At 59.5% G+C, this 20,832-nt stretch carries 21 protein-coding genes; 18 read left to right on the top strand and 3 right to left on the bottom strand.

Annotated features, from left to right (window positions below; translation table 11 throughout):
• Positions 1–16: 16 nt before the first annotated feature.
• Both araH and BFL40_RS06405 read left to right on the top strand, forming a co-directional pair.
• Positions 17–982 carry an L-arabinose ABC transporter permease AraH gene (gene araH, locus BFL40_RS06410; protein WP_071483153.1) on the top strand — a complete coding sequence of 322 codons (966 nt, stop codon included), beginning with the start codon at positions 17–19 and terminating at the stop codon, positions 980–982.
• A gap of 93 nt (positions 983–1,075) precedes the next feature.
• Positions 1,076–1,879, top strand: a complete 804-nt coding sequence (locus tag BFL40_RS06405) for an IclR family transcriptional regulator (protein WP_071483152.1) — start codon at positions 1,076–1,078, stop codon at positions 1,877–1,879.
• A gap of 122 nt (positions 1,880–2,001) precedes the next feature.
• Here BFL40_RS06405 and BFL40_RS06400 read toward each other — a convergent pair whose 3' ends face one another.
• Positions 2,002–3,054: an NAD(P)-dependent alcohol dehydrogenase gene (locus tag BFL40_RS06400; protein ID WP_071483151.1), complete on the bottom strand. Its 1,053-nt coding sequence runs from the start codon at positions 3,052–3,054 to the stop codon at positions 2,002–2,004.
• Positions 3,055–3,234: 180 nt separating this feature from the next.
• Between BFL40_RS06400 and BFL40_RS06395 the strand changes: the two genes are divergently transcribed.
• Positions 3,235–4,125, top strand: a complete 891-nt coding sequence (locus tag BFL40_RS06395; RefSeq protein ID WP_071483150.1) for an AraC family transcriptional regulator — start codon at positions 3,235–3,237, stop codon at positions 4,123–4,125.
• Positions 4,126–4,264: 139 nt separating this feature from the next.
• Here the strand turns inward: BFL40_RS06395 and BFL40_RS06390 are convergent, their stop codons facing one another.
• Complete coding sequence (locus BFL40_RS06390; RefSeq protein WP_071483149.1) at positions 4,265–5,929, bottom strand: electron transfer flavoprotein-ubiquinone oxidoreductase; 1,665 nt, start codon at positions 5,927–5,929, stop codon at positions 4,265–4,267.
• Positions 5,930–6,451: 522 nt separating this feature from the next.
• On the opposite strand from BFL40_RS06390, the gene BFL40_RS06385 reads away from it, so the two are divergent.
• From BFL40_RS06385 to BFL40_RS06325, 14 genes are all read left to right on the top strand, one after another.
• Positions 6,452–7,201, top strand: a complete 750-nt coding sequence (locus tag BFL40_RS06385; protein ID WP_025857810.1) for an electron transfer flavoprotein subunit beta/FixA family protein — start codon at positions 6,452–6,454, stop codon at positions 7,199–7,201.
• 2 nt (positions 7,202–7,203) lie between these two features.
• A complete protein-coding gene (locus tag BFL40_RS06380; RefSeq protein ID WP_071483148.1) occupies positions 7,204–8,133 on the top strand; it encodes an electron transfer flavoprotein subunit alpha/FixB family protein in 930 nt (309 codons plus the stop codon).
• An 83-nt stretch (positions 8,134–8,216) separates the two neighbouring features.
• Entirely contained in the window at positions 8,217–9,035 is an 819-nt protein-coding gene (locus BFL40_RS06375; RefSeq protein WP_071483147.1) for a substrate-binding periplasmic protein, read from the top strand.
• 9 nt (positions 9,036–9,044) lie between these two features.
• Positions 9,045–9,407, top strand: a complete 363-nt coding sequence (locus BFL40_RS06370; protein WP_071483146.1) for a DUF4398 domain-containing protein — start codon at positions 9,045–9,047, stop codon at positions 9,405–9,407.
• Positions 9,404–10,219 (top strand): OmpA family protein, encoded by an 816-nt coding sequence (locus BFL40_RS06365; RefSeq protein WP_071483145.1) that lies wholly within the window; start codon positions 9,404–9,406, stop codon positions 10,217–10,219. The genes BFL40_RS06370 and BFL40_RS06365 overlap by 4 nt, the downstream gene beginning before the upstream one ends.
• A gap of 248 nt (positions 10,220–10,467) precedes the next feature.
• Positions 10,468–11,907 carry an aminotransferase-like domain-containing protein gene (locus tag BFL40_RS06360; protein WP_071483144.1) on the top strand — a complete coding sequence of 480 codons (1,440 nt, stop codon included), beginning with the start codon at positions 10,468–10,470 and terminating at the stop codon, positions 11,905–11,907.
• A gap of 104 nt (positions 11,908–12,011) precedes the next feature.
• Complete coding sequence (locus BFL40_RS06355) at positions 12,012–12,503, top strand: translation initiation factor 2 (protein WP_071483143.1); 492 nt, start codon at positions 12,012–12,014, stop codon at positions 12,501–12,503.
• A 162-nt stretch (positions 12,504–12,665) separates the two neighbouring features.
• A complete protein-coding gene (locus tag BFL40_RS32790; protein WP_053257529.1) occupies positions 12,666–12,920 on the top strand; it encodes a YkgJ family cysteine cluster protein in 255 nt (84 codons plus the stop codon).
• Positions 12,921–12,961: 41 nt separating this feature from the next.
• Positions 12,962–13,567 carry an START domain-containing protein gene (locus BFL40_RS06350; RefSeq protein WP_071483142.1) on the top strand — a complete coding sequence of 202 codons (606 nt, stop codon included), beginning with the start codon at positions 12,962–12,964 and terminating at the stop codon, positions 13,565–13,567.
• A gap of 103 nt (positions 13,568–13,670) precedes the next feature.
• Positions 13,671–13,907 (top strand): hypothetical protein, encoded by a 237-nt coding sequence (locus BFL40_RS06345; RefSeq protein WP_071483141.1) that lies wholly within the window; start codon positions 13,671–13,673, stop codon positions 13,905–13,907.
• A 213-nt stretch (positions 13,908–14,120) separates the two neighbouring features.
• The gene (locus BFL40_RS06340; protein WP_071483140.1) at positions 14,121–14,462 is read left to right on the top strand and encodes a ribonuclease E inhibitor RraB; all 342 of its coding nucleotides are present in this window, start codon (positions 14,121–14,123) and stop codon (positions 14,460–14,462) included.
• Between the two features lie 421 nt (positions 14,463–14,883).
• Positions 14,884–16,293: a circularly permuted type 2 ATP-grasp protein gene (locus BFL40_RS06335; RefSeq protein ID WP_071483245.1), complete on the top strand. Its 1,410-nt coding sequence runs from the start codon at positions 14,884–14,886 to the stop codon at positions 16,291–16,293.
• Between the two features lie 4 nt (positions 16,294–16,297).
• Positions 16,298–17,248: an alpha-E domain-containing protein gene (locus BFL40_RS06330; protein WP_071483139.1), complete on the top strand. Its 951-nt coding sequence runs from the start codon at positions 16,298–16,300 to the stop codon at positions 17,246–17,248.
• Positions 17,245–18,048: a transglutaminase family protein gene (locus tag BFL40_RS06325; protein WP_071483138.1), complete on the top strand. Its 804-nt coding sequence runs from the start codon at positions 17,245–17,247 to the stop codon at positions 18,046–18,048. The genes BFL40_RS06330 and BFL40_RS06325 overlap by 4 nt, the downstream gene beginning before the upstream one ends.
• 112 nt (positions 18,049–18,160) lie before the next feature.
• Here BFL40_RS06325 and BFL40_RS06320 read toward each other — a convergent pair whose 3' ends face one another.
• Positions 18,161–18,964, bottom strand: coding sequence for a c-type cytochrome (locus BFL40_RS06320; protein ID WP_071483244.1), 804 nt, complete (start codon positions 18,962–18,964; stop codon positions 18,161–18,163).
• Positions 18,965–19,614: 650 nt separating this feature from the next.
• Here BFL40_RS06320 and BFL40_RS06315 point away from each other — a divergent pair.
• The gene (locus BFL40_RS06315; protein WP_071483137.1) at positions 19,615–20,820 is read left to right on the top strand and encodes an acetyl-CoA C-acetyltransferase; all 1,206 of its coding nucleotides are present in this window, start codon (positions 19,615–19,617) and stop codon (positions 20,818–20,820) included.
• Positions 20,821–20,832 lie beyond the last annotated feature (12 nt).

Here is a 20,832-nt window from a genome sequence, read left to right as displayed (position 1 = left end):
AATTGAGGGTGTAGGCATGTCACAGGTAAAGACTGCAAAGGGCTTCTGGCCGGGTTTCAACCAACGCAAATTTCTCGATGACTGGGTGATGCTGCTCGCCGCGTTGACCATCTTTGTGCTCAGTGCGCTGTTTATCGACAACTTCCTCTCGCCACTGAATATGCGTGGCCTGGGTCTGGCGATTTCCACCGTGGGCATCGCTGCCTGCACTATGTTGTTCTGCCTGGCGTCGGGGCACTTCGACTTGTCGGTGGGCTCGGTAATTGCCTGCGCCGGGGTGGTGGCGGGGATTGTGATTCGCGACACCGACAGCGTGGTGCTCGGGGTGTCGGCGGCGTTGGCCATGGGCCTGGTGGTGGGGCTGATCAACGGCATCGTCATTGCCAAGCTGCGCATCAATGCGTTGATCGCGACGTTGGCGACCATGCAGATCGTGCGCGGCCTGGCCTATATCTTCTCCAACGGCAAAGCGGTGGGGGTGATGGACGAGAACTTCTTCGTGTTCGGTAACGGCCAACTGCTGGGTGTGCCGGTGCCGATCATCATCACTGTGCTGTGCTTTGTGTTCTTCGGTTGGCTGCTCAATTACACCACCTACGGGCGCAATACCATGGCCATCGGCGGTAACCAGGAAGCGGCGCTGCTGGCCGGGGTGAACGTTGACCGTATCAAGATCATCATCTTTGCCGTGCACGGATTGATCGGCGCATTGGCTGGGGTAATCCTCGCGTCACGCATGACTTCGGGCCAGCCGATGATTGGCCAGGGTTTTGAGTTGACGGTGATTTCTGCCTGCGTGTTGGGCGGGGTGTCGTTGAGCGGCGGCATCGGCATGATCCGCCATGTGATTGCAGGGGTGTTGATTCTGGCGATCATCGAAAACGCGATGAACCTGAAGAATATCGACACCTTTTACCAGTACGTGATCCGTGGTTCGATCCTGTTGCTGGCGGTGATTATCGACCGCATGAAACAACGATAAAAAGGACACCGCTCCCACATTTGGATCTGCGCTGTGTTGAGGTTCGGTATTTGCCATAATGGCGCCGTTTTCGTACTTTCCAATAGGCCCGATATGCAGGAAAACGCCCACACCTCTGTCAAAGACGCTGCGCCCACCGGCACCCAGACCTTGCTGCGTGGCCTGGGCGTGGTGCAAGCGGTGGCGGCCGGTGCGCGGGATCTGAAAGAGATCGCCAAGCGCATCGGCACCACCCGCAGCACCACGCACCGCCTGGCCAGTTGCCTGGTGGAAGAGCGTTACCTGCGCGTGGTGCCGCAAGTCGGTTACCTGCTGGGGCCGAAGCTGATCGAGCTGGGGTTCCAGGCGCGTGAAGAGCTGCCGTTGGTGACCTTGGCCATCCCCTATTTGGATGAACTCTCGGCGCTGACCGGCGACACCATCCATTTGGCGATTCGCGAATACGACGACGTGCTTTATCTACACAAGAACCCCGGCCGTAATGGCCCGGAAATGCGCTCACGGGTTGGTCATCGCATGCCGCTGGCGCGCACCGGTATCGGTAAAGCCCTGCTGCTGGATGATTCAGTGGAAGAGTGGCAGCGTCTGTACGAAGTCAGCTTGCCCGCGGGCGGGAAAAGCCAGCAGTGGCCGCAGCGCCCTGAGCAGACTTGGGCACAGTTCGAGCAGCGCATGCGCGAATACGTGGTGGGAGGGTATGCGTTCGATCTGGAAGACAACGAACCGTCGATCCGTTGTGTGGCGGCACCGGTGCGCGATGCCAGCCGGCGGATTGTCGCCGGCATCAGCATCGCGAGTACCGTGCCCTATATGCCGCTGGAGAAAATGGCCGAGCTGATCCCTGTTATCAAACAGGTCGCGGCCCGGCTTTCAGCAGAGTTAGGCGCAAAAAACTGACCTTCCCGTTCTCCGCACGTAGCAGCTGTCGAGCGCCAGCGAGGCTGCGTCAGCGGAGTATCAGGTACACCGTTGACGCAGCCTCGCTGGCGCTCGACAGCTGCTACATGGATCGGCAGTTATCAGACCTTCAAGGTCGCCATGTCGATGACAAAGCGGTACTTCACATCACCGGCGATCATGCGGGCGTAAGCCTCGTTGATCTGGCGAATGTCGAGCATTTCGATGTCGCAGGTGATGCCATGCTCGGCGCAAAAATCCAGGACTTCCTGGGTTTCGGCAATGCCACCGATCAAGGAGCCTGCCAGCACTTTACGGCCCAACACCAGCTTGGCGGCGTTGACCGGTGGGTCCACCGGCTCGATCAGACCGACCAGGATATGCACGCCATCAAAGCGCAGGGTATCGAGGTAGGGGTTCAGATCGTGCTGTACCGGAATGGTGTCCAGCAGGAAGTTGAAGTGCCCGGCAGCGGCTTTCATCTGCTCGGCATCGGTGGACACGATCACGTGATCGGCGCCCTGGCGACGGCCTTCTTCAGCCTTGCTCGCGGAGCGGGTGAACAGCGTCACTTCCGCGCCCATGGCCTTGGCGAACTTGATGCCCATATGGCCCAGGCCGCCCATACCGAGCACCCCGACTTTGTCGCCGGCCTTGACGCCGTAGTGCTTGAGCGGTGAGTAGGTGGTGATGCCCGCGCACAGAATCGGCGCGGCGCTGGCCAGGTCGAGCTTGGCCGGGATCTTCACCACGAAGTGCTCGCTGACCACGATGCTGTCGGAGTAACCGCCCATGGTGATGCTGCCATCCACGCGATCTGGAGTGGCGTAGGTCATGGTCGGGCCTTCGAGGCAATATTGCTCCAGGTCCGCATGGCAGGCGTCGCAATGACGGCACGAGTCGACCATACAGCCTACGCCGACCAGGTCTCCGACTTTGTGCGCGGTGACGCTGGCGCCGACGGCGGTGACTTTGCCGACAATCTCGTGGCCCGGCATCAGCGGGTACACGGCGATGCCCCATTCGTTGCGTGCCTGGTGGATGTCGGAGTGGCACACGCCGCAGTAAAGGATCTCGATGGCCACATCATCGGCGCGTGGGCTACGGCGCTGGAAGGACATGGGGGCGAGGGGAGTGGTGGCCGACTGGGCGGCATAACCGATGGCGGTGTACATGGGAGAACCTCGCAAAAAAATGACAGTGGAGGCGGCGCATTCTCCGCGCCGACCTCGGATGCGGCCATGGCGATTGCTCCGAGTCTCATGCCTATTCGTCCGGGAGTGCCCCGTGTTTGGATTTATGTGTCGCCAGACCTGCGATGATGCTCTCATCCCTTTTTCGCGAAGTTTTTTGCCATGTTGTTGACCCGTCATCTCGACGCCAATGCTGCGCTGGTTTCCTTGATCGAAAGGCTTACGCCGCGTGACGGCTTTTCCCCGACGAACCTGCCGGGCGTGCAGGTGATGCGCGCCAGTTGCGACGTGGCGCGTGGGCCGCAGATCTATGAGCCGAGCCTGATGATCGTCGCGCAAGGCAGTAAAGTTGCCTATCTGGGCCCGCGTACGCTGGAGTATGGCGCCGGGCATTACTTGATCCAGGCAATGCCGGTGCCCTTCGAATGTGAGACGTTTGCCCTGCCGAATGCGCCGTTGTATGGCGTAGCCGTCGGTATTGACCGCGTGGTGCTGGGCGAATTGGTCATGGCCATGGGCATTCAGGCGGGGCCGCCACCCGCCGCGCAAACCCTGGAGTCGATGAGTTCGGTGGTGCTGGATGACGTGATGCGTGGCTGCGTCGAGCGGCTGTTGCAGTGCCTGCACGATCCACTGGAAAGCCGGATCATGGGCCCGGCACGGGTACGCGAATTGTTGTTCACCGCGTTGCGTGGGCCGCAAGCTGATGTACTGCGTGCATTGGTGGAGCAGCAGGGGCAGTTCTCACGCATCGCCACGTCGTTGAATCACCTGCATGCGCACTACCACGAACCGCTGAATATCGAGACCTTGGCCGGGTATGCGCACATGAGTGCGTCGACCTTTCATGAGCATTTCAAGCGCTGCACCTTGTTGTCGCCGGTGCAGTATCTGAAGCGATTGCGGTTGCTCAAGGCCCAGCAATTGCTGCTGGTGGACGGCATGAGTGTGGCGCAGGCGGCGCACAGAGTGGGGTATCAGAGTACGTCGCAGTTCAGCCGTGAGTACAAACGCTATTTCTTGCGTAACCCCGGCGAAGAACGCGCCGCCTGATCACACTGACACGATGATCGTTCCCACGCTCTGCGTGGGAATGCGGCCCTGGACGCTCCGCGTCCGCTTTTAAAGTCGTGACGCGGAGCGTCACAAGAGGCGTTCCCACGCGGAGCGTGGGAACGATCAGTGGCGGGGCTTACATATTCGGGTAAGTCGGCCCGCCCGCACCTTCCGGTGTGACCCACGTAATGTTCTGCGAAGGGTCCTTGATGTCACAGGTCTTGCAGTGCACGCAGTTCTGGGCGTTGATCTGGAAGCGCTTCTCGCCGTCTTCCTTGGTCACCACTTCATATACGCCGGCCGGGCAGTAGCGCTGCGCCGGTTCATCGTAGAGCGGCAGGTTGGTGCCGATCGGGATGCTTGGGTCTTTCAACTTCAAGTGGCACGGCTGTTCTTCTTCGTGGTTGGTACCGGAGATGAACACCGAGCTCAGCTTGTCGAAGCTCAGCTTGCCGTCGGGTTTTGGGTAGTCGATCTTCTTGCTGTCTTTGGCCAGCTTCAAGCAGGCGTAGTCCGGCTTGGTGTCGTGCAAGGTGAACGGCATCTTGCCGCCGAGGATGTTCTGGTCGAACCAGTTGAAGCCGGCGCCGATGATCGGACCGAACTTGTGCATCGCCGGGCCGAAGTTGCGGCTGGCGAACAGCTCTTCATACAGCCAGCTGGATTTGAAGCTGTCGACGTAAGCGGTCAGTTCATCACCGCCTTCGGACTCGGCGAACAGGCGGTCGGCCACGGCGTCGGCGGCGAGCATGCCGGACTTCATCGCGGTGTGGCTGCCTTTGATCTTGGCGAAGTTCAAGGTGCCGAGGTCGCAACCGATCAGCGCGCCGCCTTTGAAGACCATCTTCGGCAGCGAGTTCAGGCCGCCTTTGCAGATGGCGCGGGCGCCGTAGCTGATGCGCTTGCCGCCTTCCAGGTACTGGGCCAGCACCGGGTGATGCTTGAGGCGCTGGAACTCATCGAATGGCGACAGGAAGGTGTTGCTGTAGGACAGATCGACGATCAGGCCAACGACTACCTGGTTATTTTCCAGGTGATAGAGGAACGAACCACCGGTGTTCTCGGCGCTCATGATGTCCAGCGGCCAACCGGCGGTGTGCACCACCAGGCCTGGCTGGTGTTTGGCTGGGTCGATTTCCCAGATTTCCTTGAGACCGATGCCGTAGTGCTGGGCGTCGGCGTCGCTGTCCAGGTTGAAGCGCTGGATCAGTTGTTTGCCGATATGGCCACGGCAACCTTCGGCGAACAGCGTGTACTTGCCACGCAGTTCCATGCCCGGGGTGTACACGCCTTCTTTTGGGTTGCCTTCACGGTCGACGCCGAGGTCGCCGGTGATGATCCCGCGTACTACGCCGTTCTCGTCGAACAGGGCTTCCTGGGCGGCGAAGCCTGGGTAGACTTCCACGCCCAGGTTCTCGGCCTGCTGGGCCAGCCAGCGGCACAGGTTGCCCAGGGAGATGATGTAGTTGCCTTCGTTGTGCATGGTCTTGGGCACAAAGAAGTCAGGCACCTTGGTGGAGGCTTCGGGGCTGCGCAGTACATAGATGTCGTCGCGCACCACGGGGGTGTTGAGCGGGGCGCCGAGTGCTTTCCAGTCCGGGAACAGTTCGTTCAGGGCGCGTGGTTCAAACACGGCACCGGAGAGGATATGCGCGCCGACTTCGGAGCCTTTCTCGACCACGCAGACGCTGATTTCTTTACCGGCTTCGGCGGCCTTCTGCTTCAGTCGGCAGGCGGCAGACAGGCCTGCCGGGCCAGCGCCGACGATGACCACGTCGAATTCCATGTATTCGCGTTCCACAGGCTATCTCCTACTCAAGGCTCAACAGGCTTTTTTTCTAATGGGTGGAGGTTCGGTGTCGTGTCCGTCAGCACTGCGTTTAAGGGCAGGGCATGACCCACCTTTCTCTCTAGGTGGCGCATTATATATAGACCACTGTCAGCGTCCAATACAAACGTTTGTTTGAATTGCTCGCAGGCTAGGTAAATCAAAGAGACGCGGCTTATGACTGGCTATTTTGCCGTATTGACCAGAATAGGCGTTCCGGTCAATATACGGTCGGTTTTGCGCTGACCGTAGGCAGACAGCAGGTTTCAAGAGCACGTCCAAAGACTGGCAAAGGCATACGCGCTCAAACGATGGCGCGTAGTTTACACGCCGCGATTAAGAATGACCTCTCAGTCACCACTGACGAACGGTCATCACTTCCCGTGAGCAAGGTCATACGCCGAGGTTTTTGGAGGTGCCCTTGTGTGCCGATGAGCATCAACCGCCAGGTTCGCCTAGGCGACTTTCTTTTCACCGGAGAGTAACGAGGAATCCATGAAGGTTCTTGTAGCTGTCAAACGCGTTGTCGATTACAACGTGAAAGTTCGCGTCAAGGCGGACAATTCCGGCGTCGATCTTGCTAACGTCAAGATGTCGATGAACCCTTTCTGTGAAATCGCTGTGGAAGAAGCCGTACGCCTGAAAGAGAAAGGCGTGGCGACTGAAATCGTTGTGGTTTCCATCGGCCCTGCCACTGCTCAAGAGCAGCTGCGTACCGCCCTGGCACTGGGCGCCGACCGCGCCATCCTGGTTGAGTCCGCTGAAGAGCTGACCTCGCTGGCCGTGGCCAAGTTGCTCAAAGCCGTTGTCGACAAGGAACAGCCTCAACTGGTGATCCTTGGCAAACAGGCCATCGACAGCGACAACAACCAGACTGGCCAGATGCTGGCTGCACTGACCGGTTACGGCCAGGGCACCTTCGCCTCGAAAGTCGAAGTGAGTGGCGACAGCGTAGCGGTGACCCGTGAAATCGACGGCGGCGCGCAGACGGTTTCCCTGAAACTGCCGGCCATCGTCACCACCGACCTGCGTTTGAACGAGCCGCGCTACGCGTCCCTGCCAAACATCATGAAAGCCAAGAAGAAGCCGCTTGAGTCGGTGACTCCAGAAGCTTTGGGCGTTTCCACCGCCTCCACCAACAAGACCGTTAAAGTCGAAGCGCCGGCTGCTCGCAGCGCAGGCATCAAGGTCAAGTCGGTGGCTGAACTGGTCGAGAAACTGAAGAACGAAGCGAAGGTAATCTGATCATGACTATCTTGGTAATCGCTGAACACGACAACAAGGTTGTGGCCCCGGCCACCCTGAACACCGTGGCTGCCGCCGCTAAAATCGGTGGTGATATTCACGTGCTGGTTGCAGGTCAGGGCGCAGCCGCCGTGGCTGAAGCCGCTGCGAAAATCGCTGGCGTGAGCAAAGTACTGCTGGCCGACAACGCCGCTTACGCTCACCAGTTGCCGGAAAACGTTGCCCCTCTGGTTGCAGAGTTGGGTGCTGGCTACAGCCACATCCTGGCTGCCGCTACCTCCAACGGCAAAAACATCCTGCCGCGCGTTGCTGCGCAGCTGGACGTTGACCAGATCTCCGAGATCATCTCGGTAGAAAGCGCTGACACCTTCAAGCGCCCGATCTACGCGGGTAACGCCATTGCTACCGTGCAATCGACCGCTGCCATCAAAGTGATCACCGTGCGTGCCACCGGTTTCGACCCGGTTGCAGCCGAAGGTGGTTCGGCTGCCGTTGAAGCCGTTGCTGCTGTCCACGACGCAGGCACTTCCAGCTTTGTTGGCGAAGAGCTGGCCAAGTCGGACCGTCCTGAGCTGACCGCTGCCAAGATCGTCGTCTCGGGCGGCCGTGGCATGCAGAACGGTGACAACTTCAAGCACCTGTACGCCCTGGCTGACAAGCTGGGTGCTGCGGTCGGCGCTTCCCGCGCGGCCGTTGACGCAGGCTTCGTACCCAACGACATGCAGGTCGGCCAGACCGGTAAAATCGTTGCGCCACAGCTGTACATCGCCGTCGGTATTTCCGGCGCGATCCAGCACTTGGCCGGTATGAAAGACTCCAAAGTGATCGTTGCGATCAACAAGGACGAAGAAGCGCCGATCTTCCAGGTGGCCGACTACGGCCTGGTCGCGGACTTGTTCGAAGCCGTCCCAGAGTTTGAGAAGCTGGTCTAATACAGCTGCTTCACTTATAAAGAGCCCGGTCTTTGGACCGGGCTTTTTTTTGCCTGGCTTTTTTGAACATTGGAGAAACCGCCATGGAACTGCGTCCCTGGACCGCACTGCTGGGCCTCACGCTGCTGCTACCGACCTTGTCGCTGGCCGCGGGCAAGTGTGATCGCCTGGTGATCACCGGCAGCCCGGACGCGCCGCCCCTGCTATGGCGTGATCCACAAGACCCGACGCACCTGATCGGCGCCATCGCTGATGTGCTGCAACAAGTGGGCAAGGACCTTGGCCTGAAAGTCGACTTGCTCTACGGCGGCAAGCGCTCCCTGGCCCTGGATGAAGTGCGCAGCGGGCGTATGGACATCCTTGCTGATGCGCCGATGAACCTGGGCGAGCTGGACACCCTTGACTACATCCATCCGGCGTTGGTGCAGATCGACTATCTAGTCTGGACGCGTAAGGACTCGGTACTGGTCTACAACACGGCCGCTGACCTGCATGGCCACAAAGGTGCGGTGTCGGAGCGCGCACGCTTGAGTGCTGACTTCGAAATCTTCGCAGGCCAGCAGCTGACACTGCAACGCCTGCCCACGTTGACGCCGGCCTTCCAGAAACTGCTGCTGGGGGAGGTGGACTACGTCCTCGCCGGGCGTTATTCCGGCATGGCGATGGCCCAGACCCTGGGCATGAGCAACGACCTGGTTGCTCGCGAAATCCCCGTCGATCAGCCCGGCCTGTACCTGGCAATCTCCCACAACTCCGCCTGCAATGATCCGTGGCTGCGCGGACAGTTGGCCAAAAAGATGACAGAATTGCCCGCGTCCGGTGTGGCGCAAGAGGCAATGCAGCGCAACATCGAGCGCTGGAAAGCGCAATTGCAGCAACCCGTCGGCACCCCAGCAAAGTAAGGATTTACAGTGACTCTTCGACCTCTTTTCGCGGCCCTCGCCGTTGTCGCTCTGGCGGGATGTGCAGCCGATCCTGCGCCGAATGAACAAATTCGCCTCACCCAACAGGCCTTGGAACAAGCTGGCGCTGTGGGTACCAGCACCGACGAATCGCCGGAATTGAAACTGGCCGAAGACAAGTTCGCCAAAGCCAAGGCTGATATGGCTGACCAATCCTACAAGGATGCGCGCATGCAGGCTGAACAGGCCGAGCTGGACGCGCGCCTCGCCGAAGCCCGAGTACTGACCCGTAAAAGCCAGGAACAATTGAACGTGCTCAACACCCGTATCACCCGCCTGCGCAAGCAATTGCAGTTGGGAGAAGCCCAATGAGCCCGATGATCCGTGGCTTGAGCTGTGTATTGCTGCTGGGCAGTGCCGCCTTGGGTGGCTGCGCCAGCCAACCGAATAGCGAGCAGGCGTTGCAACAAGCCGGCAGCGACTTCCAGAAGGTCAAGGAAGACTCCAACGTACTGCGTTTTGCACCCAAGGATGTGATTCGCGCCGGTGAATCCCTGGCCCGCGCCGATCGCTTGTCCAGCTACTGGGGCAGCGGCGCCGACGTGGTGCATTACGCCTACCTGAGCCAGCGCTACAGTGCGATCGCCCGCGAACATACCGAGCAGGGGCTTAACGCGGAGCGCGGCACCAAGCTCGAGCTGGAGCGTCAGCGTTTGCAACTGGCCCTGCGTGAAAACAAGCTGGCCAGTGTGCAACAGCAGGGCAAATGGCTCGAAGATCAAATCGCCAGCCTGACCACCACCCAGACCGATCGCGGCCTGGTGATGACCTTGGGCGATATGCTGTTCGACACCGGTGAAGCGGAGCTGGAAAATTCGGCCAACCGTACTGTGCTGAAAATCGTGCAGTTCCTGCAACTGAACCCCAAGCGCGTGGTGCGCATCGAGGGCTACACCGACAACACCGGTGGTGAGCAGGAAAACCTGAAACTGTCCCGTGACCGTGCGCAATCGGTCGCCGATGTGCTGATGGACCTGGGGATCGACGAAAAACGCATCCAGGTCGAAGGCTACGGCGACCAGTACCCGGTTGAAGCCAACGCCTCCGAACGTGGCCGCGCGCAGAACCGTCGGGTGGAAATTGTGTTCTCCGATGAGAAGGGCCAACTCGGCGCCGCCCGCTGAACCCCTGTGGGAGCTGATCAGGCTCTCGGTACATCAGGCAAGTTGAGCTGATGCTATCGCAGGCAAGCCAGCTCCCACCCAAAGCAAACCCGATCGCTGATCGGGTTTTTCATGTTCAACACCCTTACAGTTTTTTCTATCACTGCCGCCCGCGCTCGACTATTGTGGCAACTGTCCCCGTACACTTCTAAACTGTGCCGGTATGTTTCACACAAAAATAAAATACCCGTGAAATCGAGTGCTGCGTCATGACCAATCTGTTGCTTTACCAACGTATCGCCCAGCAACTGGCTGAAGATATCCGGCGCGGTGTCTATCAACCGGGGGAGCGCGTGCCTTCGGTGCGTAAAATGAGCTCCCAGCTCAACGTCAGCCACGCCACAGTGTTGCAGGCCTACGCCAACCTGGAAGACCAGGGGCTGATTCGGGCGCGACCGCAATCCGGCTATTACGTGCACCAGACTCCTGCGCTGACGGCGCCGACGCCGGACATTGCACGGGTTGAACGTCCGGGGTTGGTCACCCGCAGCAGTATCATCCAGCAAGTATTGGTCGAGTCGCGTCGCGAAGGCGTATTCCCGCTGGGCGCCGCCGTGCCGAGCGTCGACTACCTCCCGGTACGCGCGTTGCACCAGCAGTTGGCCAAGGTCACACGCTTCCAGAGCCCGCGGGCGTTCAGCTACATGTTCAGCCCCGGTTTTGAACCGCTGCGCCGCCAAGTGGCGATTCGCATGCGTGATGCCGGTGTGGTGGTGGACCCCTCCGAAGTGGTGATCACCCACGGCTGTGTCGATGCATTGCAGATGTCCTTGCGCGTGCTGACCCGCCCCGGCGACCTGATCGCCGCTGAGTCACCCACTTACTACGGTTTGCTGCAACTGGCTGACCTGCTGGGCCTCAAGGTCATTGAGATCCCCAGCGACCCGTCCACCGGCATGAGCCTGGAAGCCTTGCAACTGGCGGCCAACCAATGGTCGATCAAGGCTCTGGTGCTGACCACGCGCCTGAGCAATCCATTGGGCGCCACCATGCCCGAGGAGCGGCAGAAACAGTTGCTGCGCCTGGCTTCGGATTTCGATATCCAGATCGTCGAGGACGATATCTACGGCGAGCTGATGTTCGAGCTGGGCCGCACCAAGGCCCTGAAAGCCTATGACCGCCTGGACCGGGTCATCTACTGCTCAAGTTTCTCCAAGACCTTGTCTCCCGGAGTGCGCATCGGCTGGATGATCGCCGGCAAGTACCAGCAGGAAATCCAGCGGTTGCAGATGTTCAGCACCCATTCGGCGTGCAGCGTCACCCAGATGGGCGTCGCCGCGTACCTGGAGAACGGTGGCTATGACCGGCACCTGCGCTACATCCGCCAGGAATACCGTAAGAACCTCAGCGCGTTTCAGTTGGCGGTGCAGCAGTATTTTCCTGAAGGCACGCAGATGACCCGCCCGACCGGCGGCTTCATTCTGTGGGTCAGTTTGCCGGGGCGGGTCAATACCCAGGAACTGCACGTGCGCGCACTGCAGCAGGGCATCAGTATTGCGCCGGGGGTGATCTTCAGTAATACCGAACAGTTCAACCACTGTATTCGCCTCAACTGCGGTACGCCGTGGAACCGCGAGGCAGAGCGGGCGCTCATGACGTTGGGGATGTTGGCCAGCCAGTTGTGCCAGGAAACAGCCGTCGGCTTTTGAGGTGTACAAAGGGGGCAATGCCGATCGCTGGCTGATCACCGTACTTGTCATGCCGCGCACAACAAGCGAGCATATGGCCCTCTGCCGTTAAAGCTGTTGGCGATATGACTTCTATTTTTCGCGCTGTTCTGGTGATTGGCCTGCTAAGCCTGTGTAACGTGGGCACAGCACTGGCGGCGGCCCCTGTGACTGAAAACAAGCCCGTCGCCAGTACCGAGCATAAGACCCCCGCGAAGAAACCGGCGCCTGTTAAAAAAGCCCCGGCAGCCAAGAAGAAAGCCGCAGCGGTTAAAAAGCGCGCACCGATCGCGAGCAAGTCCAAGTCGGCCAATGAAGTGGCCCAGACTAAATTGCCACCGGCACAGTTGGACCTGTCCCTGCCTTCGGACATGGTCAGGCACTTGCAGCCCATCGGTACCATGCCCAAACCCAAGAGTGTGCCTTTGCTACCGCCGATGTTTGGTGAAAAGCCTTCCGACAACAGCGCGTTTCAGATCAACGGCCGCTTGCTCAGCAATGAGATGAAGTTGCAACTGCGTAACGAAGAGCGACGCGAGATTGAAGGTGCGGCGCTGGATTTTGAGTTCAAGCAATAAACTTTTCCGGCAACGGTGACGCAGGCCGTTGACCATCTGTCGCAGACTGGTCAGTCACATTTTTTTTGTGCGAAAAACCCTTGTTAGACCATTTTAAAACGGCTGTTTAAGGGCGTACTCTAGCCCGGCCATCCACATTGAGCCGTCGAGGACCTGTTGGTCATGAAATGCCGTGAAGGCTGTGGTGCTTGCTGCATCGCCCCCTCCATCAGTTCACCCCTCCCGGGAATGCCCCACGGCAAACCCGCAGGAGAACGTTGCCTGCACCTGTCAGTCGAACAGCTATGCCTGCTGTTCGGGCAACCGGAGCGACCGGCGGTGTGCAGTGATTTCAAGGCGGATCTTGAAGTTTGTGGCCATGACCAGGCCGATGCGATCCGGTTGATCGGCTGGTGGGAGCAGATGACGGCGGCTTGATGGGCTTTACTATCGGAACTTCAACAATAAGGAATACAACAATGGGTTCGCTGAAACGAATGGCTGTGCTGTGCGGTTTTACGGTGTTGTTTGCTGCCACTGCCCAGGCTGAGGATTGGCAAGTCGCCAAGGACGAAGACGGCATCAAAGTATCCTTGAGCGAAATTGCCGGCTCCAAGTACAAGGCGTATCGCGGTGTAACTGTGATCAAGGCCCCGCTCGCCAAGATCCAGGCGCTGCAGGAAGACGTGGCCGGTGCCTGCTCCTGGATCCACGAATGCAAATCGCAAAAACTGCTCAAACAGGACGGCGATAAGAGCTGGACCTACACCCAGTTCAAGGCCCCATTCCCGGTAACCGACCGCGACTCGATCCTTGAGATCACCACCTCCAAGGCTGCCGACGGCACCGTGACCCGCAAACTGCTGGAAGTCCCGACCTACCAGCCGGAAGTCAAAGGTTACGTGCGTGTGGCCCAAGTGGATGGTTACTGGAAACTGGTGCCCAAAGGCGATAGCCAGACCGAAGTGACCTACCAGGTGCACACCGAGCCAGGCGGCAGCGTGCCATCGTGGTTGGCCAACAAGTTCGTAGTGGACGCGCCGTTTAACACGTTGAAAGCCCTCAAAGAACGCGCTGAAAAGTAAGCGCACCTGATCCGGTGCCTCCTGCCTTGAGTGGAACGTTTGACCCCTGCTCAAGGTCAAGATAGAGGTGAGTCCACACACGGGCTTTATCGAGGAGGCACTGATGCAAACGTGGCAAATCACCTTCGTTGATGATCACGGCGTTCAGTCCGTGGAGCAGTTCACTTGCGAACAAAAGCCCAGCCTCGAAGACGCTGCGCACCTGATTCGCGCCAAGCTGGTACCAGTTGCGGCCGAGCTTGATCTCAATGACCTTGAAGGTCGCAAGCCCGAGCCTACGGTCAAGATCCTCAAGGACCAGAACAGCATTCAAATCCTCGACATTTCTCCCGCCGCCTGAACATTCCCTGACGGGCGTCCAAACCCCTCTGGTGGAGGTGATAGCTTCGCGCTACTCTGCAAGTGAGATCAGCGAATGAATCGCTAAGGTCTGGTCTTGTCAGCTACATGCTTGTTTTCCAGCGGTGTTGTTATTGCCGTAGTACCCGCGCCAGTAGGGCGCGGGCTTCGGGAAGCACGGAAAGTCTATCCATCGGTTTGAGGAGGACGTTTCATGAGCACAGCCTATCAAGAAGACATCAGCACCAACGTTCTGCGCCGCATGAAAGAAGGCGGCTTTGACTTCTCGCGTTTCCACCCCATCGAGTTCTACGCCATTTTCCCGGATGAGGAACGGGCGCGAAGGGCTGCGGGTCGATTTCGTGGGGAATCCCTGAATGCCCAGGTCAGTGCGCGCGATGATGGCGCCTGGTACCTGGAGCTGAGCAAAATCATGTTCGCAACCTACGACGGCATAGGAGACTTCGAGCAAGACTTTGGAGCGGTGGTCGAGCCGCTGGGCGGGATCATCGAGGGATGGGGCGTCAAACAGGAGGTGCGTGGGTTACCTATGTAATTCAATGCATGCAGTTATATGAAAAACGCAGCGTATCGGCTGACCTTTGGGTCGGCCGATTTTGTTTGTGCTGTGGGAAAACTGTTAGGAGCGTGCGCCCTATTTCTTAGCACAAAAAAAGCCACCCGAAGAGGGTGGCCTAAAGGGAAGAGCGGAGCGCTGAAGTTGTAGGACGCATCCTGTTCAGCAGATGGGGGCGATTATCGGCAGGCTTGGCCGGGCAGTGAAATCAACTCTGACTATGCTGTTGATAGTTAAAGCCCGCATTGCGATGAGGCATGCGATCTGACGCCGGGCATTCTGCGCACCAGGACGGTGCGATCGAATCTCGGCGTTTATCTAACTAACTGATATTGAAGTGTTTATGCCGCTGGCACGGGCCTTGCGATGGTTCTTGCGTCCGAGTGACAAGGAGTACGGCATGACCCGCACTTATTACGATGAAATGTACGACGGGGCAGGGCAGGTTCGCCCCCATTACCGCGAGTTCGCCCGCTGGTTGGCCGAAACCCCTGCCGAACTGCTGGCCCAGCGCCGCCGTGAGGCCGATTTGCTGTTCCACCGCGCGGGGATCACCTTCACCCTTTACGGGGACGAGCAGGGCACTGAGCGCCTGATCCCGTTTGACACCATCCCGCGCAGCATCCCAGCAAGTGAATGGCGGATTGTCGAGCGCGGCTGTATTCAGCGGGTCAAGGCGCTGAACATGTTTCTCGCCGACTTGTACCACGAGCAACGCATCATCAAGGCCGGGATCATTCCCGCCGAGCAGGTACTGGCCAACGAGCAATACCAACTGGCCATGCAGGGCCTGGACCTGCACCGCGATCTGTATTCCCACATCTCTGGGGTCGACCTCGTACGCGATGGCGACGGCACCTACTACGTGCTGGAAGACAACCTGCGCACACCAAGCGGCGTCAGCTACATGCTCGAAGACCGCAAGATGATGATGCGCCTGTTCCCCGAACTGTTCGCCGCCCAACGCATCGCGCCAATCGACCATTACCCGAACCTGCTGCTCGACACGCTGAAAAGCTCCAGCCCACTGGATAACCCGAGTGTGGTGGTGCTGACCCCTGGGCGTTTCAATAGCGCATTTTTCGAACATGCGTTCCTGGCTCGGGAAATGGGTGTGGAACTGGTGGAAGGCGCCGACCTGTTTGTGCGCGATGACCGCGTCTTTATGCGCACCACCGACGGCCCCAAGGCGGTGGATGTGATCTACCGTCGCCTCGACGATGCGTTCCTCGACCCGCTGGCCTTCAATCCGGATTCCATGCTCGGCGTGCCCGGCCTGCTCGCGGCCTATCGCTCGGGCAATGTGGTGCTGGCCAACGCGATCGGCACCGGCGTTGCGGATGATAAATCGGTGTACCCCTTCGTCACCGAGATGATCCGCTTTTACCTGGATGAAGAGCCGATCCTGAAGAACGTTCCGACGTTCCAGTGCCGTAAGCCCGATGAATTGTCCCACGTGCTGGCTAACCTGCCGGACTTGGTGGTCAAGGAAACCCAAGGCTCCGGTGGCTACGGCATGCTGGTGGGGCCCGCGTCCACGGCCGCGGAAATTGAAGCCTTTCGCGCACGCATCAAGGCCAAGCCGCATGCCTATATCGCACAGCCGACCCTGTGTTTATCCACTTGCCCGACCTTCGTCGAAAACGGTATTGCGCCGCGCCATATCGACCTGCGGCCGTTTGTGTTGTCCGGCAAGGAAACCCGCGTGGTGCCTGGCGGCTTGACCCGCGTGGCACTGCGTGAAGGTTCGCTGGTGGTCAACTCGTCCCAGGGCGGCGGCACCAAAGACACCTGGGTGGTCGAGGACTGATGCCATGTTGAGTAGAACTGCCTCTGATCTGTACTGGATGTCGCGCTACCTGGAGCGCGCGGAGAACCTCGCGCGGATGCTCGATGTCAGCTATTCGCTGTCGCTGATGCCTCAAGATGGGCACGGTGATGGCCTGCATGAATTGGCTATGCCGCTGCTGATCACCGGGACCTTGGAGGATTACCACGAACGTCACGGCGAATTGGATGCCGAACGCTTGCTGCACTTTTTCGCCCTGGACGCCGCCAACCCCGCCAGCATCTACAGCTGTCTCGGCGCTGCGCGGGCCAGCGCCCATGCGGTGCGTGGGCGAATCACCGCCGACATGTGGGAAAACATCAACGCCACCTGGCTGGATATTCGCGATATCGCTCAGCAGGGGCTCAGCCGTTATGGCATGAGCCGGTTCTGTGAGTGGGTTAAGGAACGGTCCCATCTGTTTCGTGGCGCCACTTACGGCACCATCATGCGTAACGATGCCTTTCGTTTCATTCGTCTGGGCACCTTCATTGAGCGTGCCGACAACACGCTACGACTGCTGGATGCGCGCTATGAAATGGCTGGCGACAGAGCCGCAGCGGTCACCGACGGTACGGCCCACGCCTACTATCAGTGGAGTGCCTTGCTGCGCGCGTTGTCGTCGTTCGAGGCCTACACCGAAATCTATCGCGACGCCCCCGGCGCCCGGCAAGTGGCGGAGTTGTTGCTGCTGCGCGCCGACGTCCCGCGTTCGCTGCGTGCTTGCAGCGAAGAGATCGACCAGATCCTCGCCAGCCTGCCCGGTCTCAACGGCCGCCCAGCCCAGCGCCTGGCCGCCGAGATGGACGCACGCCTGCGCTTTACCGCTATCGATGAAATCCTGGAGGAAGGCCTGCACGCCTGGCTGACCGACTTTATCCCCTTGGTCCGCCAGTTGGGCGACGCCATCTACAGTTCCTATCTGGAGGCCGCATGAGACTCTCCATCAGCCACGAAACCACCTACCACTACGAAGACCAAGTGCGCGCCAGCATCCAGTACCTGCGCCTCACGCCCCACGACAGTGAGCGTCAGCATGTACTCAGTTGGCAGCTCGACCTGCCGCGCCCGGTGCGGGCGCAAGTGGACCCGTTCGGCAACATCCTGCATGTGCTGACCCTGGACGAGCCCCATGACGGCATCATCATCGGTGCCCGTGGCCAAGTGGATATCGACGAGCTGCGCGAGGCCGAACACGAGAGCCAGTCTGCCTTTCCGTTCCTGCGCAGCACACGCCTGACCGAGCCCGATGAGGCCCTGCGCGGCTTCGCCGAGCAGCACTGCCATCAGCGTCGTGACCGTACCGCGCTGATCGACTTAATGCATGCGCTCAACCAATCGATGGTTTACACGCCAGGTGCCACTGAAGTTGATACCTGCGCCGCCCAGGCCTTTGCCGGGCGTGCGGGCGTGTGCCAGGACCACACGCATGCGTTCCTGGCGTGCGCGCGCAGCCTGGGGATTCCAGCGCGGTATGTGTCGGGGTATTTGTACAGCGAAGACAGTACACACCTGGCCAGCCACGCCTGGGCCGAAGCCTGGCTGGATGACGCCTGGTACAGCTTTGACGTGACCAACCAACTGGCACGGCCGGAGCGGCATTTGAAACTGGCGGTGGGCCTGGATTACCTGGATGCATGCCCGGTGCGTGGCATGCGTCGTGGCGGTGGGCATGAGCAGATGCACGCCAAGGTGTTCGTGGCGCCGACGCCCGTCATTTCAGTTCAGCAACAGTAACTGATCGTTCCCACGCTCCGCGTGGGAATGCAGACCGGGACGCTCTGCGTCCCAAAGCGTGACGCGGAGTGTCACAAGAGGCATTCCCACGCAGAGCGTGGGAATGATCGGTTTACTGTTGCTTACGCCCCGCCATATGCCTCAAATACCCCACCAGCAAATCCAACTCGCTGTCAGGCAACACACTGACAGCGAACGCTGGCATTTTCGCCTGTGGCCAATGCCGCAGGCTTTGCGGGTCACGGATGTAACGCTTGAGGAAATCACCGCTGAAATATTCGGTCGGGTTGTAGGGCACATTCAGGTCGGGCCCCACCTGCGCATCGCCAGCGCCATTGAGGCGGTGGCAAGCCAGGCAGTTCTTCTGGAACACCGCAAAGCCTCTGTTGACCGGGTCATTCACGGCCAGTTTCGGGTCGGGTAACAACGCGGGAAAACGCTCGGCCACGGTCTTCAATTGCTTGATCCCGGAAATCTGAAACGGCCATTGCTCAGGGCTGATATGCCCGGCTTGCGGGTCGGTCCACACCAGGTAGAACGGCCCTGCACTCGGTTTGCCATCCGCCAGCGCGGGCCACGGTTGGGCGGGGTCTTCCACCGCCAGCCAGGCTCGGGCGCCGTGGGTTTCCAGCAAAGGTGCAGCGGTAAGTTCGGCAGCAAAGCCATCTAGGGCGACAGCTTGTAGGTGGTTTTCTGGTTTAAGGCCCGGTAGGAGCGCCGCCAGTGGCACTGCGCGATAGGTCATATTGCGCTTGTAGGAAACGTCATCGACGACCTGCACCGTTTGCGCATCTGGGTGCCTGAGCAGGTCCGCGGTCTGCCAGGTCTTGCTGGCATGGTCCAACTCAATGGTCAGTTGCGCGGCCGAAGCGGGCAGGGCCAACAGCAAGGCGAGGACGGCAAGGGTCGATTTCAAGAGAGGGCCCGGATCGAAGTGGCGGTTGGGGCTCACGATACCGGAAAATCGCACGCAAAACGGCAGCCCCTGCAACAGGACCGCTATAAGCAATGTCCCGGCAGGTGCTGCCAAAAACTGCAGTTTTGGTGCTGTGTGTACATGAAGTGTGGGAATCGGGTCGTCACCCAATAACCTTGGTTAAATTGGGTAAGATCAGAATCAGTGTGGTGGCGAAGAGAATAAGTCCCGCCTGACGTACTTTCGTATGTTTGAACATGGCTGACTGCCTTTTGTTGTTATTCCTGAGCGTCAAATGCGTGCCGGTTTCTTTTCAGTATCGCGATGTGACGTTGCACTTTTCTTACAGCTGCTCCAGCAAAACCCGGCAGCAACTCCTTACAGATTCAACCTTAGAGCCCTCGTTCTGCGCGGCTTAGATCCATTTCATATCAGCTAATCAGAAATTTTGCTAAAAACGGCATGAGGCCTATCGCCATCTTGGCGCCAGCCCTAGGGCTAGACAGCTAAAACGATTAATCACCGGTTTCCCGTAGCTGCCTACCGTTCGTCCGAGCGAGTGGGTCAAAAGCAATGAGCGCATCCGTCATTGAAACCGTGTCAATCGGGCCTAAGGTAGGGGCACACATGCACAGTGGTTCGAGGACGTCATGACCGAAGCTTTGATCTTTGATGCGATACGCACGCCACGAGGCAGAGGCAAGGCCGACGGTGCCTTGCACAGCGTGAAGCCGGTAAACCTGGTGGCAGGCTTACTCACGGCGCTGGCACAACGCAGCGACCTCGATACGCGCCAGGTGGATGACATTGTCCTGGGCTGCGTTACCCCGGTGGGCGACCAGGGCGCCGACATCGCCAAGACCGCTGCGTTGGTGGCGGACTGGGATATCAGCGTCGCTGGCGTACAGATCAACCGCTTCTGCGCCTCGGGCCTCGAAGCGGTGAACCTTGGCGCGATGAAAGTGCGTTCCGGCTTTGAAGACCTGGTGGTGGTCGGTGGCGTCGAATCCATGTCCCGCGTGCCCATGGGCAGCGATGGCGGTGCCTGGGTACTCGACCCGCAAACCAATATGCACAGCCACTTTACGCCCCAGGGTATTGGTGCTGACCTGATCGCCACCCTGGAAGGCTTCACCCGTCAGGACGTCGACGCCTTCGCCCTACACTCACAGCAGAAAGCGGCCAGGGCGCGTGCAGAGGGTTCCTTCAATAAATCGCTGATCGCGGTGCAGGACCAGAACGGCATCGTGCTGCTGGACCATGACGAATTTATCCGTGGCGACTCCACCCTCGAAGGCCTGGGCAAGCTCAAGCCCAGCTTTGAAATGATGGGCCAGATGGGCTTCGACGCCACCGCGCTGCGGGTCTACAGCCATGTTGAGCGCATCCACCATGTGCACACGCCCGGCAACAGCTCAGGCATCGTCGACGGTGCCGCACTGATGTTGATCGGCTCAGAGGCCCGTGGCCGTGAACTGGGCCTGCAACCGCGGGCGCGCATTGTCGCCACGGCGGTTACCAGTACTGACCCGACCATCATGCTCACAGGCCCTGCACCGGCCACTCGTAAAGCCCTGGCCAAAGCCGGTTTGCGCGTGGAGGACATTGACCTGTTTGAAGTCAACGAAGCGTTTGCTTCTGTAGTCCTCAAGTTCATCAAAGACATGGACATCGACGTTGCGCGGGTCAACGTCAACGGCGGCTCCATCGCCATGGGTCACCCATTGGGCGCCACCGGTTGCGCAATCCTCGGCACCCTGCTCGACGAGCTGGAAGTGCGCCAGCAGCGTTACGGCCTGGCCACCCTGTGTGTCGGCGGTGGCATGGGCATCGCCACCATTATCGAACGCCTCTGAGCCCAAGGAATT

This window comes from Pseudomonas costantinii, assembly GCF_001870435.1.
GTDB lineage: Bacteria > Pseudomonadota > Gammaproteobacteria > Pseudomonadales > Pseudomonadaceae > Aquipseudomonas > Aquipseudomonas costantinii.
Note: the sequence above shows the minus strand (reverse complement) of the source record. Positions and strands in the feature narration are given on the sequence as shown.